Source organism: Cupriavidus sp. 8B (genome assembly GCF_054589115.1).
In genome coordinates this window covers 1-14496 of the sequence record NZ_BAAILO010000210.1, presented here as the reverse complement: position 1 = coordinate 14496, position 14496 = coordinate 1, and the positions used below count along the sequence as shown (strand labels likewise).

At 67.6% G+C, this 14496-nt stretch carries 16 protein-coding genes; 7 read left to right on the top strand and 9 right to left on the bottom strand.

The window, feature by feature from the left end; genetic code table 11:
• Positions 1 to 182: 182 nt before the first annotated feature.
• Both dapB and ACYP5B_RS20300 read right to left on the bottom strand, forming a co-directional pair.
• Positions 183 to 992 carry a 4-hydroxy-tetrahydrodipicolinate reductase gene (gene dapB / locus ACYP5B_RS20305; protein WP_459570925.1) on the bottom strand — a complete coding sequence of 270 codons (810 nt, stop codon included), beginning with the start codon at positions 990 to 992 and terminating at the stop codon, positions 183 to 185.
• Positions 993 to 1092: 100 nt separating this feature from the next.
• Complete coding sequence (locus ACYP5B_RS20300; RefSeq protein WP_318231154.1) at positions 1093 to 1542, bottom strand: Lrp/AsnC family transcriptional regulator; 450 nt, start codon at positions 1540 to 1542, stop codon at positions 1093 to 1095.
• Between the two features lie 317 nt (positions 1543 to 1859).
• Here ACYP5B_RS20300 and ACYP5B_RS20295 point away from each other — a divergent pair, with 317 nt between their 5' ends.
• The 3 genes from ACYP5B_RS20295 to ACYP5B_RS20285 all read left to right on the top strand — a co-directional run bounded on the left by ACYP5B_RS20295 (position 1860) and on the right by ACYP5B_RS20285 (position 4851).
• Positions 1860 to 2984, top strand: a complete 1125-nt coding sequence (locus ACYP5B_RS20295) for a saccharopine dehydrogenase family protein (RefSeq protein WP_459570966.1) — start codon at positions 1860 to 1862, stop codon at positions 2982 to 2984.
• Positions 2981 to 4501, top strand: a complete 1521-nt coding sequence (gene amaB / locus ACYP5B_RS20290; protein WP_459570924.1) for an L-piperidine-6-carboxylate dehydrogenase — start codon at positions 2981 to 2983, stop codon at positions 4499 to 4501. Before ACYP5B_RS20295 ends, amaB begins: the two co-directional genes overlap by 4 nt.
• Positions 4502 to 4620: 119 nt before the next feature.
• A complete protein-coding gene (locus ACYP5B_RS20285) occupies positions 4621 to 4851 on the top strand; it encodes a hypothetical protein (RefSeq protein WP_400091506.1) in 231 nt (76 codons plus the stop codon).
• 44 nt (positions 4852 to 4895) lie between these two features.
• On the opposite strand, the gene ACYP5B_RS20280 is transcribed toward ACYP5B_RS20285, so the two are convergent.
• The 6 genes from ACYP5B_RS20280 to hemA form a co-directional block, all read right to left on the bottom strand.
• Positions 4896 to 5504 (bottom strand): UbiX family flavin prenyltransferase, encoded by a 609-nt coding sequence (locus ACYP5B_RS20280; RefSeq protein ID WP_318231152.1) that lies wholly within the window; start codon positions 5502 to 5504, stop codon positions 4896 to 4898.
• A gap of 7 nt (positions 5505 to 5511) precedes the next feature.
• Positions 5512 to 5823 carry a Grx4 family monothiol glutaredoxin gene (grxD, locus tag ACYP5B_RS20275; RefSeq protein WP_006162611.1) on the bottom strand — a complete coding sequence of 104 codons (312 nt, stop codon included), beginning with the start codon at positions 5821 to 5823 and terminating at the stop codon, positions 5512 to 5514.
• Between the two features lie 129 nt (positions 5824 to 5952).
• Complete coding sequence (gene prmC, locus ACYP5B_RS20270; protein ID WP_459570923.1) at positions 5953 to 6879, bottom strand: peptide chain release factor N(5)-glutamine methyltransferase; 927 nt, start codon at positions 6877 to 6879, stop codon at positions 5953 to 5955.
• A gap of 123 nt (positions 6880 to 7002) precedes the next feature.
• Positions 7003 to 7329 (bottom strand): hypothetical protein, encoded by a 327-nt coding sequence (locus ACYP5B_RS20265; protein WP_267605124.1) that lies wholly within the window; start codon positions 7327 to 7329, stop codon positions 7003 to 7005.
• A gap of 224 nt (positions 7330 to 7553) precedes the next feature.
• A complete protein-coding gene (gene prfA, locus ACYP5B_RS20260) occupies positions 7554 to 8636 on the bottom strand; it encodes a peptide chain release factor 1 (RefSeq protein WP_459570922.1) in 1083 nt (360 codons plus the stop codon).
• Between the two features lie 129 nt (positions 8637 to 8765).
• On the bottom strand, positions 8766 to 10070 hold the full coding sequence (gene hemA / locus ACYP5B_RS20255; RefSeq protein ID WP_267605128.1) for a glutamyl-tRNA reductase: 1305 nt from the start codon (positions 10068 to 10070) through the stop codon (positions 8766 to 8768).
• A 253-nt stretch (positions 10071 to 10323) separates the two neighbouring features.
• Here hemA and ACYP5B_RS20250 point away from each other — a divergent pair, with 253 nt between their 5' ends.
• Complete coding sequence (locus ACYP5B_RS20250; protein WP_318231149.1) at positions 10324 to 10560, top strand: hypothetical protein; 237 nt, start codon at positions 10324 to 10326, stop codon at positions 10558 to 10560.
• A 35-nt stretch (positions 10561 to 10595) separates the two neighbouring features.
• On the opposite strand, the gene ACYP5B_RS20245 is transcribed toward ACYP5B_RS20250, so the two are convergent.
• On the bottom strand, positions 10596 to 11363 hold the full coding sequence (locus ACYP5B_RS20245; protein WP_318231148.1) for a 5'-methylthioadenosine/adenosylhomocysteine nucleosidase: 768 nt from the start codon (positions 11361 to 11363) through the stop codon (positions 10596 to 10598).
• Positions 11364 to 11548: 185 nt separating this feature from the next.
• Here ACYP5B_RS20245 and ACYP5B_RS20240 point away from each other — a divergent pair, with 185 nt between their 5' ends.
• The 3 genes from ACYP5B_RS20240 to ACYP5B_RS20230 are packed head-to-tail and all read left to right on the top strand — an operon-like array spanning position 11549 to position 14204.
• Entirely contained in the window at positions 11549 to 12589 is a 1041-nt protein-coding gene (locus ACYP5B_RS20240) for a DUF2157 domain-containing protein (protein WP_459570921.1), read from the top strand.
• The gene (locus ACYP5B_RS20235) at positions 12586 to 13707 is read left to right on the top strand and encodes a DUF4401 domain-containing protein (RefSeq protein ID WP_459570920.1); all 1122 of its coding nucleotides are present in this window, start codon (positions 12586 to 12588) and stop codon (positions 13705 to 13707) included. The genes ACYP5B_RS20240 and ACYP5B_RS20235 overlap by 4 nt, the downstream gene beginning before the upstream one ends.
• Positions 13704 to 14204 carry a GDYXXLXY domain-containing protein gene (locus tag ACYP5B_RS20230; RefSeq protein WP_267605133.1) on the top strand — a complete coding sequence of 167 codons (501 nt, stop codon included), beginning with the start codon at positions 13704 to 13706 and terminating at the stop codon, positions 14202 to 14204. Before ACYP5B_RS20235 ends, ACYP5B_RS20230 begins: the two co-directional genes overlap by 4 nt.
• Positions 14205 to 14496 lie beyond the last annotated feature (292 nt).

Below are 14496 nucleotides of genomic sequence, written 5' to 3'. Positions count from 1 at the left end.
TGCTGCTGCCCCAGGCCCGCGTGCTGATGGCCAACCAGGACAGCGCGATGGCGGAACAGCTCAACCCCAAGGCGGCGTCGGCGCCGCAAGCGGCGCCGAGCGGCAAGGCCGGGGAGAAAAAGGGGAAGGAAGGCAGCTGGTAGCGTTTGTGGCTTTGCGGCGCTGCGCACGCCGCAAAGTCCTCAAAGCCCTTCCATCACCTTGTCCAGCCCGCGCACCAGCCCGGTCAAGGTATGCACCTTGCGGATCGCCAGCAGGGCGCCCGACACATACGGCTTTGAGCCGTCGCCGGACTCGTGCTTCAGATGCAGGCGCTGCCCGTCGGCGCCGAAGATCACCTCCACGCCCAACTGATAGCCCGGCAGGCGCACGGCGTGCACCTGGCTGCCGGACATCGTTGCGCCACGCGTTTCCTGGGGGCCCTTGACCTGGTCGATGGGCACCACCTGCTTGGCTTCGCGGACCTGTCCCAGGCGATACGCCAGCTCGCGCACGGTGCCGGAGGGCACGTCGATCTTGCCGGCCTTGGCGTAGTCGATGATTTCCCAGTGCTCCAGGTGGCGCGCGGCCATCTCGGCGAACTTCTGCAGCAGCACCACGGTAATGGCAAAGTTGCCGCAGGCCAGCACGCCGCGCCCGGCCTGGCGCGCGGCGGCGTCGATCTCGGCATAGTCCTCGTCGGATAGCCCGGACGTGCCCACCACCACGTGCGCGCCCTTGGCCAGCGCCTGCAGGATGTTGCGCTTGGCAATGTCCGGCTTGGTGTATTCCACATAAACGTCGAAGGCGCCTTGTGCCAGCTCGTCGATGCTGGCCACCGCCACGCCGGGCGTGCCCTTGTGCGCGGTCAGCGCCGCCAGGGTCTGGCCGGCCGCGCCGCGCGACAGCCCGGCCACCAGCGTCATGTCATCCGCGTGCGCCACGCCGCGCGCTAGTTCGCCGCCGGCCCAGCCGGTCACGCCGCCCACGGCGACTCGAATGCGATTGCTCATGGTCTTGCTCTCCTGATCTGGATGGTTTTCCGGGGTGTCCGGTTGGCCGGGCAGGCTGCCAAGCTGTGCAGCATAAGCCTTTTCCGTGCGCGCCGCTGGCTCAGCCCGCGGCGCGGCGCCGGTCGATCTTGCGTGCCAGCACGATCGACGTGGTGGTGTGGTTGACGCCGTCCAGCGCGCCGATTTCGTCCAGCAGCTTGTCCAGCCGGGCATGGGTGTCGCAGCGGATCACCGCCATGTAGTCCACCGGGCCGCTGACCGAGTTCAGCTCCTCGATTTCGGGAAAGCGCTGCAGCGCCCGCACCACCGCCGGTGCGCTCTTCGGCATCACCGACATGCCGCAGAATGCCAGGATGGCGTTGTCCTCCATCTGCTGGCCTAGCCGCACGCCGTAGCCGGCGATCACGCCTTCGCGCTCCAGCCGCGCAATGCGGGCCACCACGGTGGTGCGGGCAATGCCGAGCTTGCGCGCGAGGTTGGCGGCATTCTCGCGCGCGTTGGCTTGCAGCAGGGAGAGCAGGTGGCGGTCGGTCTGGTCGAGCTCGGTCATGGGCGGCAGGGGCTGTGGCTGGACGAGGGCTGCGAAAGGGCGTTTCGTCGATTCGGCAGTTATTTTCGTCGAATCGTTCGATTGTGAGGCTCTTTCGTCAATCTTGTCCCTTCATTCTGACTGTGGTCGCAACCATACTTCAGTCACGGAACTTCCATTCGCGATCCACGAGGGACATCATGACCTACAAAATTCCAACCGGCCATCTGGACCAAACTGGACAGAACACCCAAGGCGCGGCACTCACCACCCAGCCCGGCAACCCAGGTACCGTCACTCCGGCCGCCACCGCCACGCGCACGCCGCGGCAAACGCCGATGCGCGTGGTCGTGCTGGGCGCGGGCAAGATCGGCCGCACCATCGCGGTCATGCTGCATGACAGCGGCGACTACCGCGTGACCCTGGTCGACCGCGAGCCCACCCATCTCGAGGGCATGCCTGAAGGCATCGCCGTGCGTGTCGGCGACCCGGACCAGACCCAGGATTGCGCCTGGCTGCTCGGCGGCGCAGATGCCGTGCTCAACGCGCTGCCGTTCCACGCCGCGGTCGGCGTGGCCACGGTAGCGGCCAGCCTGGGCGTGCATTACTTCGACCTGACTGAAGACGTTACCGCCACCCACGCCATTCGCCGCCTGGCCGATGGCGCGCGCTCCGTGCTGATGCCGCAATGCGGGCTGGCCCCCGGCTTTATCGGCGTGGTCGGCAATGACCTGGCCCAGCGCTTCCTGCGCGGCGGCGGCGAACTGCTCGACCTGAAGTTGCGCGTCGGCGCGCTGCCGCGCTACCCGAGCAATGCGCTCAAGTACAACCTGACCTGGAGCACGGAAGGGCTGATCAACGAATACTGCAACCCGTGCGAGGCCATCGTCGACGGGCGCCGCGTGGAGGTGCCGGCGCTGGAAGGGCTGGAGAGCTTCGCGCTGGACGGCATCGAGTACGAGGCCTTTAATACTTCAGGAGGGCTTGGCACCTTGCCCGAGACGTTGGCGGGCCGGGCGCGCGACGTAGACTACAAGTCGATCCGCTATCCGGGCCACTGCGCGGTGATGAAGCTGCTGCTCAACGACCTGCGCCTGCGCGAGCGCCGCGACTGGATGCGGGAAATCTTCGAGAGCGCGATCCCCGCCACGCAGCAGGACGTGGTGATCGTGTTCGCCAACGCCACCGGCTATGCCGCCGGCGGCGGCAAAGGTGGGCGCGGGCCGCTGACGCAGGCGTCGTTCTCGGTGCGCATCGGCGGCGCGGATACGGCTGCCGGCCACGTCAATGCGATCCAGCTCACCACGGCGGCCGGCATCTGCACCGCGCTGGACCTGGTGGCCAACGGCGAACTGCCGCAGGCCGGCTTCGTGCCGCAAGAGGCGATGGCGCTGGACACTTTCCTGGCCAACCGTTTCGGCCGACACTACACCCGTCATCCGCTTCAAGAGGCAACGGTATGAAAGCAAAGGAATTCGCGGCCTGCTGGCAGGCCATCGGGCTGACGCCGCCGTGGCGCGACGGCGAAGGCCCCACCGGCGCCTTGCCGGTACGCTCGCCCATCGACGGCGAGGCGTTCGGGCACCTGCCCGCCTGCAGCCTCGCCGAGGCCGACGCGCGCATCGAGCGCGCCCGCGTGGCGCAAGCCAGCTGGGCGCTGGTGCCCGCGCCGGTGCGCGGCGAGGTGGTGCGGCGCTTTGGCGAAGTGCTGCGCGAACACAAGAAGCATCTCGGCGAACTGGTCTCGCTCGAAGCCGGCAAGATCCTGCAGGAAGGGCTGGGCGAGGTACAGGAGATGATCGACATCTGCGACTTCGCGGTCGGCCTGTCGCGCCAGTTGCATGGCCTCACCATCGCGTCCGAGCGGCCCCAGCATGCGATGCGCGAGACCTGGCATCCCTATGGCCTGTGCGGCGTGATCTCGGCCTTCAACTTCCCCGTGGCGGTCTGGGCCTGGAATGCGGCGCTGGCACTGGTGTGCGGCAACGGGGTGATCTGGAAGCCGTCGGAGAAGACCCCGCTGAGCGCGCTGGTCATGCAGAGCCTGCTTGACGGCGTGCTGGAGATCGCCGCGCCCCAGCACGTTGGCATCGCCACCGTGCTCTCGGGCGGGCCGGCGCTGGGCCAGCATCTGGTGGAACACGCCGATGTGCGGCTGGTGAGCGCCACTGGCTCTACCCGCATGGGCCGCGCCGTGGGCATCGCTTGCGCCGAGCGGTTCAAGCGCGCCATCCTGGAACTCGGCGGCAACAATGCCGCGATCATCGCGCCCTCGGCCAATCTCGATCTCGCCGTGCGCGCCATGACCTTTTCGGCGGCGGGCACGGCCGGGCAGCGCTGCACGTCGCTGCGCCGCGCCTTTGTACATGTCGATGTGCTGGAGGCCGTGACCACGCGCTTGGTCCAGGTGTTCGGCCGCCTGCCGGTGGGCGATCCGCTGGCCGAGACAACGCTGGTCGGCCCGCTGATCGATGGCGCCGCGGGGGCCGCCATGGCCGCCGCGCTGCTCCGCTGCCGCGAGCACGGCAACACCGTGCACGGCGGCGAGCGCGTCCTGGCCGAAAAGTACCCCAATGCCGAGTATGTGCGGCCCGCGCTGGTGCTGACCGATCGCCAGCACGAGATGATGCTGAGCGAAACCTTCGCGCCGATTCTCTATGTGATGCCGTACACCACGCTGGACGAAGCCATCGCGCTGAACAACGCTTCGGAGCATGGCTTGTCGTCCTGCATCTTCACCGAGTCGCTGCGGGAGGCGGAACGCTTCATGTCGGCAAGCGGCAGCGATTGCGGGATCGCCAATGTGAATATCGGCACCAGCGGGGCGGAGATTGGAGGTGCGTTTGGTGGTGAGAAGGCGACTGGCGGCGGACGTGAGTCGGGCTCGGATGCCTGGAAGGGGTATATGCGGCGCGCTACCAATACCGTGAACTATGGGGATGCGTTGCCGTTGGCGCAGGGGGTTCGGTTTGAGGTTTGAGGCCTTTACGTTCATCCAAACGTTGCGATTCGTAACAAGGGTTACAGCAGATTGACCCTGTATTACCAAACCGCTCCGTATAACGTTCTTATGGCTAAACAAGCCACAAGGACGATGAGATGAAAACATGGATGATGGGACTCGTGGTGGCTGGCGCCGCCGCCATGCTTGGCGGCTGCGCGGTCTACCCGGCTTATCCCGGCTATGGCTATGGTGGCGGCGAGGTCGCAGTGGCGCCGGCGCCGGTCTACGCCGCGCCGCCGGTAGTGGTAGCCCCTGGTTTTTATGGTGGCTACTACGGCTATCGCGGCGGGTACTACGGTGGCCGCCGCTATCGCTACTGGCACTGAAGCGAGAGCGGTAGCACGGGATAGAACGAGGTAAAACCTGTGGGTCAGGCCTGGCCGTTGAGCCCGGCCCAGCTTGGCGCCAGTGTTTGCGGTACGTCGATCAGGTCGAGCACGCGGCCGACGGTATGGTCGACCAGTTCCGCCACGCTCTGCGGCTTCTGGTAGAAGCCGGGGACCGGGGGAAAGATGATGCCGCCCATCTCGGTGACGGCGATCATATTGCGCAGGTGCGCGAGGTTCAACGGCGTTTCGCGCACCATCAGCACCAGCTTGCGGCGCTCCTTGAGCGTGACGTCCGCGGCGCGGGTGATGAGGTTGTCGGACAGGCCATGCGCCACCGCGGCCAGCGTGCGCATGGAGCAGGGCGCCACCACCATCGCGTGGGCGGCAAAGGAGCCGCTGGCAATGGTGGCGCCGATATCGCGCACGTTGTGGACCACGTGGGCAAAGGCTTCCACCTCGGCCTTGCTGATGTCGAGTTCGTGCTGCAGGTTCATCACGCCCGCCGCCGAGATCAGCAGATGGGCCTCCACGCCGGGCGCGGCCCCTAGTATCTGTACCAGGCGGACCCCATAGACCGCGCCGGTGGCGCCGGTGATCGCGACGACGATGCGCCGCGGCTTGCCATCACCCGCTGCACCCGCTGCGGTCATGTCGCGCTCAGGCCTTGAGTAGCGATTGCAGTTCGCCGTTCTGGTACATCTCCATCATGATGTCCGAGCCGCCGATGAACTCGCCGTTCACATAGAGTTGCGGAATGGTCGGCCAGTTGGCGTAGGTCTTGATGCCCTGGCGGATGCCATCGTCTTCCAGCACATTGACCGTGGTCGGTGCGTCGACGCCGCAGGCCTTCAGGATCTGGATGGCACGGCCGGAGAAGCCGCACATCGGGAACTGGGCGGTCCCCTTCATGAACAGGACCACCGGGCTGCCCTTGACGATCTGGTCGATCTTTTGCTGCGCGTCACTCATGATGTCTCTTTTCAGTTGCTCGCGGTGCCGGTAAAGGCCGGCGCCGCTATCGGGAAATCGGAGGGCGCGCGTGATGCGCGCGCCTTGATGCAATCAAGTAATTGATTTTACCGGAATCGGCCGCTTGCTTCAGGCGGCCGCCCCGGCCTGCGTTGGCAGGCGAGCCCCGCTGCAGCGTTCATGGCCGGCGAGGTCGCGCGCGGTGAAGATCTCGGCCATGCCGGCGGCGGCCAGCAGGTCGCGGGCAGCCTGGCCCTGGTCATAGCCGTGCTCCATCAGCAGCCAGCCGCCCGCATGCAGGCGCGCGGCGGCCCCGGCCACGATTGTCCCAAGGTCCGACAAGCCATCGCCGTGATCGGTCAGCGCATCGATCGGCTCGAAGCGCAGGTCGCCCTGGCCCAGGTGCGGATCGCCGGCGGCGATATAGGGCGGATTGCTCACGATCAGGTCGAAGCGCAGGCCATCGGGCAGCGCGGCATACCAGTCGGAGGCAAGAAAGCGCACATTGCCGGCGCCAAGCGCGCGCGCGTTGTCTTGCGCCACTTGCAGCGCGCCGGGCGAGATATCGGTGGCCCAGACCTCGGCGTCGGGCCGCTCGCAGGCCAGCGTGACGGCCAGCGCGCCGGAGCCGGTGCCCATGTCGAGCACCCGGGGGGCGGGCAGCGGCGCCAGCAGCTTCAAGGCCGCTTCCACGGCGATTTCCGTATCCGGGCGCGGAATCAGCACATCCGGGGTGACGCGGAAGGCGCGTCCGAAGAATTCCCGCTCACCCAGCAAGTAGGCCACCGGCTCGCCGGCCAGGCGGCGCCCGAGCAAGGCGGCAACGCTGTCGCGCTGGGCCGGGGCAAGCGTCTCGTCGTCGCGCGTGATCAGCTGTGTGCGGGTCAGCCCGGTGACATGGCTCAGCAGCAGGCGCGCCTCCAGCGCTGGCAAGCCGGCTGCCGCAGCCAGGGCCAGGGCATCGCGTACCGTGGCCGTCTCAGGCAGTGGGACCGGTGCGGCGGCATTGGGGCTGGGGGAGGAGACGGTGGACGTGGTGGACGTGGTGCTGGGCATGGAGAAGGCAAAAAAACAAAACCCCGTCGGGAGTGCCCTGACGGGGTTTGCAGTGTAACGCGCTTGCCTGGCCGGTGGTGCCTGGTCGCGGTGCGCCAGCCCCTTGCCGCCGTGGCGTGCAGATTACTTGTTGACGGCGTCCTTGGCCTTGTCGGCGCTGGCGTTGACAGCGTCCTTGGCGGCTTCCTTAGCCTTTTCCATGGCATTGCCGGCGTCTACCTTGGCCTTTTCGGCGGCAACGGAGACATCGGCGGCAGCGCTGCTGGCAGCGGCCTTGGCAGCATCGGCGGCATTGCTGGCGGCGGATGCGGCGTCGCTGGCGGCGGCCTTGGCGGATTCGGCGGCGCTCTGCATGGCGCTGTCAGCGCTCGGCGTGGCGGGGGCTTCTTCCTTCTTGCTGCAGGCAGCCATGGCGGCGGTGATCATCAACAGCGCGAGCAATTTCTTCATGATTTCGTCCTTTTGTCCGTTTTCGAGTGGCGACACGCCGACCTCTGTCTGGCGGCTCAGTCGAAATCGATTATAGACAGCGAAAAATGGCGCGCCAGTGCTGTTGCAAGCATTTACAACAGATACAAAGGTTTTCGTTCAGAAATCGCGATTTATGCAGCGCGATCCAAAAGTTTGCCTTAATGACTGCTATATCGTCGCAATAATCTGTTATTGCCGAGCGATTAATGCCCTTCGCCCAGCGCCGCCAGTTGATCCGCCTGGTGTTCCGCGGACAATGCGGACAGGAGCTCGTCGAGATCGCCGTCCATGATCATGTCGATCTTGTAGAGCGTCAGGTTGATACGGTGATCCGTCACCCGCCCCTGCGGGAAATTATAGGTGCGGATACGATCACTTCTGTCGCCGGTGCCGATCAGGTTGCGCCGGGTGCTGGCCTCTTTCGCCTGCGCCGCGCGCAGCTTCGCGTCCATCAGCCGGGCCGCCAGGACCTTCATGGCCTTGTCTTTGTTGCGGTGCTGGCTGCGGTCGTCCTGGCACTCCACCACGATGCCGGTGGGCAGGTGGGTAAGGCGCACGGCCGAATCGGTCTTGTTCACGTGCTGGCCCCCGGCGCCGGATGCGCGGAAGGTATCCACGCGCAGGTCGGCCGGATTGATTTCCACCTCGGTCACCTCGTCGGCCTCGGGCATGACCGCCACCGTGCAGGCCGATGTGTGGATGCGCCCCTGCGCCTCGGTGGCCGGCACGCGCTGCACGCGGTGGCCGCCGGATTCGAACTTCAGCCGGGAAAAGGCCGCATCGCCGGCAATCCGGATGATCACCTCCTTATAGCCGCCCAGGTCGGACGCCGATTCGCTCATCACCTCCACCTGCCAGCGCTGGCGCTCGGCGAAGCGCGTGTACATGCGCAGCAGGTTGGCGGCAAACAGCGCGCTTTCCTCGCCGCCGGCACCCGCGCGGATTTCCAGCAGCAGGTTGCGGTCGTCGTTGGGATCCTTGGGCAGAAGCAGTTTCTGCAGGCTGCCTTCCAGCCTTTCCAGCCGCTCGCGGGCCGCGGTGATCTCATCGGCCGCGAACTCCTTCATCTCGGGATCATCCAGCAGCGCCTGCGCGGTGGACAGGTCTTCCTGCGCCTGGCAATACTGCGCGTATTGCTCGGCCACCGGCGTCAGTTCGGCGTGCTCACGCGTGAGCTTGCGGTACTGGTCGATCTTGGCGGTGGCATCTTCGCGCGCAAGCAGGGCGTTGACTTCGTCGAGTCGCTCGGACAATTGGTCGAGCTTGGCAAGCATGCTGGCTTTCATGGAGATCCGAAGGGGCGCGGTGAAACGGGTGGAGGCGAATGTTTGCTGCCGGGGATGCGTGCGGGCCAAAGGCCGGAGGCAACGCAAAGGTGGCCGTGCGCAGGACACGCACGGCCGAGGTGAGCGCGGCTAGCGCTCGGAGTGGCTGCTGTGGCGGAACAGGCCCGGCACCAGGCGCAGCAAGGTCTCGCGGTCGTCGCCCTGGGTGTGGTTCAGGGCGTGGGTCGGGCCGTGCAGGAATTTGCGGGTGAGCGCGCCGGAGAGGGCTTCAAGCACGGCTTCCGGGTCGTCGCCGCGCGCCAGCATGCGGCGCGCGCGTTCCAGCTCGGCCTGGCGCATGGCCTCGCCTTGCGCCTGCAGGTCGCGGATGACCGGCACCACGCTGCGGGTTTCCAGCCAGTGCATGAAATTCTGCACGCGGCTCTCGATAATGGCTTCCGCCTGGGCCACGGCGGCCTGGCGCATGGCATTGCCCTCGCGCACGATGGCGCCGAGGTCATCCACGGTGTACAGGAAGACGTCATCCAGGCGTGCGACTTCGGGCTCCACGTCGCGCGGTACGGCCAGGTCCACCATCATGATGGGGCGGTGGCGGCGCAGCTTGACGGCGCGCTCCACCGCGCCCAGCCCGATGATGGGCAGGGAGCTGGCGGTGCACGACACCACAATGTCGAACTCATGCAGGCGCGCGCCCAGGTCCGACAGGCGGATGGCCTCGGTCGTCAGGCCCTGGCCGGCCAGTTGCTCGGCCAAGCGTTCGCCGCGCTCGACCGTGCGGTTGGCCACCACGATCTGGCGCGGCGTTTGGGCTGCAAAGTGCGTGGCGCACAGCTCGATCATCTCGCCCGCGCCGATAAACAGCACGCGCTGGGTCGAGACGCTTTCAAAAATCCGCTGGGCCAGGCGCACCGCGGCGGCGGCCATGGACACCGAATGCGCGCCGATCTCGGTCTGGCCGCGGACCTCCTTGGCCACCGCGAACGTGCGCTGGAACAACTGGTTCAGGTAGGTGCCAAGCGCGCCGGCTTCACCGGCGGTGCGCACCGCATCCTTCAACTGGCCCAGGATCTGGGTCTCGCCCAGCACCATCGAATCCAGCCCGCTGGCCACGCGGAACGCATGGCGCACGGCTTCGGACTGCGGCAACGCGTACAGGTGGGGAGCGAGCTCGCCGGCCGGCACGTTATGGTGCTGCGCCAGCCAGCGCAGCGTGTGCTCGAAGCCTTCCGAGCCCGATACCAGCACATCGGTGGCGCAGTAGATCTCGGTGCGGTTGCAAGTGGAAAGGATGGCGGCTTCGGTGCCGTTTTTGCCGGCCAGGTGGGTGCGCAAGGCCCCCAGGGCGGGTTTGATCTGCTCAAGCGGAAACGCCACTCGCTCGCGCAGCGAGACGGGCGCCGTGGTGTGATTGATACCGATCGCGAGCAGTTGCATGGTGGGGAGCATGTCTCTCTGGCCGGGCTCCGGGCAGCGGCTTTGCAGGCTGCAGCGCGGGAGTCAGGTGCAATCCGGGCATGAATTCAAGCGCGGATTCCGGCGCAAAGCGCCGCCGAACCGGGCTACATTATACCGCCCGGCGCGGATCTTGCCGGGGCACGGTCGGGTTTACCGTATTGTTACGGCCACGCGCGGCGCCTGGCGAGCCTACCCAGACAGCGCGCCAGATTCAGATAATCAGGAGAAAGTGATGTTGGGTACGCTGGTGGTAGGGGTGCTGGTTGGGCTGGCGGCCCGGTGGCTGCACCCTGTGGGCCGGGTCAGCCTGCTTGCGGCGGTGGTGTTCGGTGCACTGGGCGCGCTGGCCGCGTTTTACGGCGGCCGGGGGCTGCACTGGTTTGCCGACGGGCAGATGGCGGGTTGGTTCGCGGCCATCCTGGGCGCGGCTGTGCTGGTCGGAGTCGGGGGCGTGGCCAGGGGACGGTGAGATTGAATTAATACCCGCGGAGCTCGAATGCCGAATTAACCGCGCTGCTCCAAAAACCGTTGCAAAACCCCGCTGGAATAATGGCTGGCCACGTCCGTCAGGAACGCCGCAAAATCCACGTGCGCGGTATCGTCGGCCCGATCGGATACCGTGCGCATCACCGCATGCCGCACGCCATATTCATGGCAAACCTGCGCCACCGCGGCGCCTTCCATTTCCACTGCCAGCACGCCGGGCAAGCGCTCGCGCAACTCGGCCGCGGCGGCGGGCGAGCCGATGAACTGGTCGCCGCTGGCGATCATCCCCACATGCAGCCTGGGCGCGCTGACCCCGAAGCGGGCCAGCACGTCGGCCGGCACCGAAGCCGGCAGGTCATCCCGCAGGTAGCCCGCCACGGCCTCGCGCAGCGCGGCGGTCAAGCCCGGATCGGTGGGGAATTCCGCGCGCTCCAGCAGCGGCACCTCATGCCGGCCAAAAAACGGCCGCGCGTCCAGGTCGTGCTGCAGCGTGCGGTCCGCCACCACCACATCCCCGACCCGGGTCTCGGCACCGATGCCGCCGGCCAGGCCGGTGAAGACGATCTCATCCACACCGAACTCGCGCACCAGCGTCACCGTGGTGGCCGCCGCCGCCACCTTGCCCATGCGCGCGAGCACCAGCACGCAGCGCTGGCCATGGAGGTGGCCGACGTGATAGTCGCGCATGCCGATGCGCTGCACGGTGGCGCGCGCGTCGTCGTGGCGCATGGCGGCGATCAGGCCGTCGACTTCATCGTGGATGGCGGCGAGGATACCTAGGGTCATGGCGGGGCGCGGCTGGATGGGGAAAAACGCACAGCATACCGGGCAGGGGGCACGGCCGCAAAGCCTCGCCGCGAAGGGCGGCACCCCCCGCTGTCCTCGCGCAAGGAAAGCTGCGCAGAGGGCGGCGCCTTTGCTACAGTGCACTGGCGTATCCATCACATAGGACACCCATGCGGCCAACCTCGATGCAGGGCTTACAAGACCGGCGGGCGATGCGCCAGGCGCTGGCGGACTGGCGAGAGCAGGGCGCGCTTGGCGCCGAAGGCGTCGTCGCCGCCTGGCCGGGTACCGAGCCCGACGCGGCCCAGTGGCGGGCCTGGCTCGACCGCACGTTGCTGATGCTGGGCGCGGCGCTGCTGTGCGCCGGCGTGATCGTGTTCTTCGCCTTCAACTGGCAGGAGCTGCACAAGTTCGCCAAGTTCGGCCTGCTGGCCGGCGCGCTCACCCTGTTGGCGGGATTCGCCTGGCTGCGCCCGCCTGCCGACCTGGCGGGGCTGGCGGCGCTCTGCGGCGCCCAGGTGGTGGCCGGCGTGCTGCTGGCCGTGATCGGGCAGGTGTACCAGACCGGCGCCGACGCCTGGCAGCTGTTTGCCTTGTGGGCACTGCTGGCGATCCCGTGGGCGCTGGCGGCACGCGCGGCCCCGCACTGGTGGCTGGTGATCGTGCTGGCCAATGTGGCGCTGCTGCGGTATTTCAGCGTGCGTCTTGGCATGGGCGCCATGTTCGACCTGCTGTTCGGCGCAGCCGGCGAGCGGGCCACCACGCTGTCGCTGGTGGCGGCCACGCTGGCGCAGCTGGCGCTGTGGTTCGCGCTGTGCGCACTGGCGCCGGGCTACGGCTTTCGCGGGCTGGCCGGCGCGCGCATCCTTGCCGCGCTGGCGTGCGCCTACGCGGGCTGGCTCGGCCTCGCCAGCATCGTCCACAACCGCTTCGACGCCGCCATGTTCGGCGTGGCCATGCTTACGCTTGGCGCGCTGCTGGCCTGGTTCCGGCTGCGGGCATTCGATGTGGTGGCGCTCAGCCTGGCCAGCTTCTCCGTCATCGTGCTGCTGGTGACCGGCATGGCCCGGCTGCTGCTGGAGGGTAACGGGGCCGGGTTCGGCGCCTTCCTGATCCTCGGGCTGCTGACCATCGGCCTGTCCGCCGCGGCCGCGGCCTGGCTGTTGCGCGCCTATCGACACCATGGGCAGGCCCCGAGCGGCGCGCCCAATGGAGAGCCGGCATGACCAGCGATCGTCTCGCAGTAAAAGCGCTGTGGCAGGACCTGGCCGCGCGCGGCCTGGTGCAAGGGCAGCCGCAGGCCGCGCAAGCGCGCACGCCCTGGGCTGTCAGGCTGCTGATGGGCCTGGCGGGCTGGCTCGGCGCGGTGTTCTTCCTCGTCTTCCTGCTCGGCTCGGTGTTTGTGGCCGCGCGCGACAACGCCACGGCAATGGCGTCCTGCGGCGCCGCCATGATCGCGCTGGCCGCGGCGCTGTACCGGCGCCGCGCGGCTGCCACCGCGCTCGAGCAATTCGCGCTGGCCGTCAGCCTCAGCGGCCAGGGCCTGCTCGTGTACGGCGCGAGCCAGGCCTACGGCGGCGCCCGCCTGCTCGAATCGGCCGCCTTCTGGGGCGCGCTGGCGCTGCTGGAGGCCGTGCTCTACGTGCTGGTCAGCAACCGGCTGCATCGCTTCCTGGCCGCGCTGGGCGTATGGACGGCGGTGGCGCTAGCGCTCCACCTGGCCATGACGCCCGGCTTGCGCCACGGCTGGCAAGCCATGAGCTTCTCGCTGGGCTGGCTCGCGCCACTCGCCATGACGCTGCTCACCGGCTTCGTGCTGGCGGAGGGGCGGCTCTGCGCCGCCGGGCTGCACAACTGGATCGAGCCCGCCGCCGACGCCACGCTGCTGTTCGCGCTTGGCGCCGCACTGGTGGTGACCGGGCTCAGCCAGCCCGGCGCACTGTGGTTTGACGCCGACACCGGACGCCAGGCCGGCAACTACTGGCTGGCCGGCGCCTTGTTCGGCGCGGTGCTCGCGGCCTTTGTCCTTGCCGAAGCAGGCCGGCTGCGGTTGAGCCCGATGGTGCGGGGCATGGCGTTGGCCGGCGCCGTGCTCTTCAGCATCCTGCTTGCCGGCGCGCCGGCGGTAGTCGCCGCCGCCCTCGCGCTTGGCCTGGCATTGCGCCGCGGCTCGCTGCCGTGGCTGGGCCTGGCCGTCGCCGCGCTCGGCAGCGGCTTCGTCTGGTACTACAGCGCACTGCACTGGACGCTGCTGATCAAGTCCGTCACGCTCGCCGGCGCCGGCATCGCCGTGCTGCTGCTGCGCAGGGCGCTGCATCGCGACGGTGCAAGGAGACAAGCATGAAACGCTGGATACTGTTGGCATGGGTGCTCACGCTCGGGCTCGCCGCCTTAGCCATCACCGGCAAGGAACGGCTGCTGGCGCACGGCGACATCGTCTACCTGCGCCTGGCGCCAGTCGATCCGCGCTCGCTCATGCAAGGCGACTACATGGCCCTTAACTTCGCCATCGCCGATGCCATCCGCGAGGCGCTCCGCCAGCAAGGCATCGAGCCCGCGCGCGAGCAAGTCGCCGTGATCCGCCGCGATGCACGCGGCGAAGCCACGCTGGTGCGCCTGCACACGGGCGAGGCCCTGGCTGAGGGTGAGCAACTGCTGCGCTTCCAGACCGTGCCGTCGCGCTGGGGCGGCGTGCAAGCACAGGTGTCCACCGATGCGTACTTCTTCCAGGAAGGGCAGGCGGCGCGGTTCGAGAAGGCACGCTATGGCGAGTTCCGCGTGGGGCCGGATGGGCAGGCGCTGCTGGTGGGGTTGCGGGGGAGGGATCTGGAGGCGTTGTGAGTGGAGTGGCTTGGTTGCCGTCGGCATGCCGCTGTGCGCCAACCATGACTGGATCGGCTGGGAGGTCAGAGCCGATTCATGTTGCTGCGTCACTGCAAATTCAACTGCCTAACTGCAAAAGCAACTGCTTAACGTCAAAAGCTCAAAAGCTCAAAGTCAAAGGCAGTTTCACCTCCCCTGCGGGGAGGCGACCTATTTTCTTGTCTCGCCAAGAAAGTAGGCAAAGAAGGCGACCCGGATGCGGCGAAAGACTCCTCGCCGCATAACGGGAGATTCAAACCTTGACGGCTCG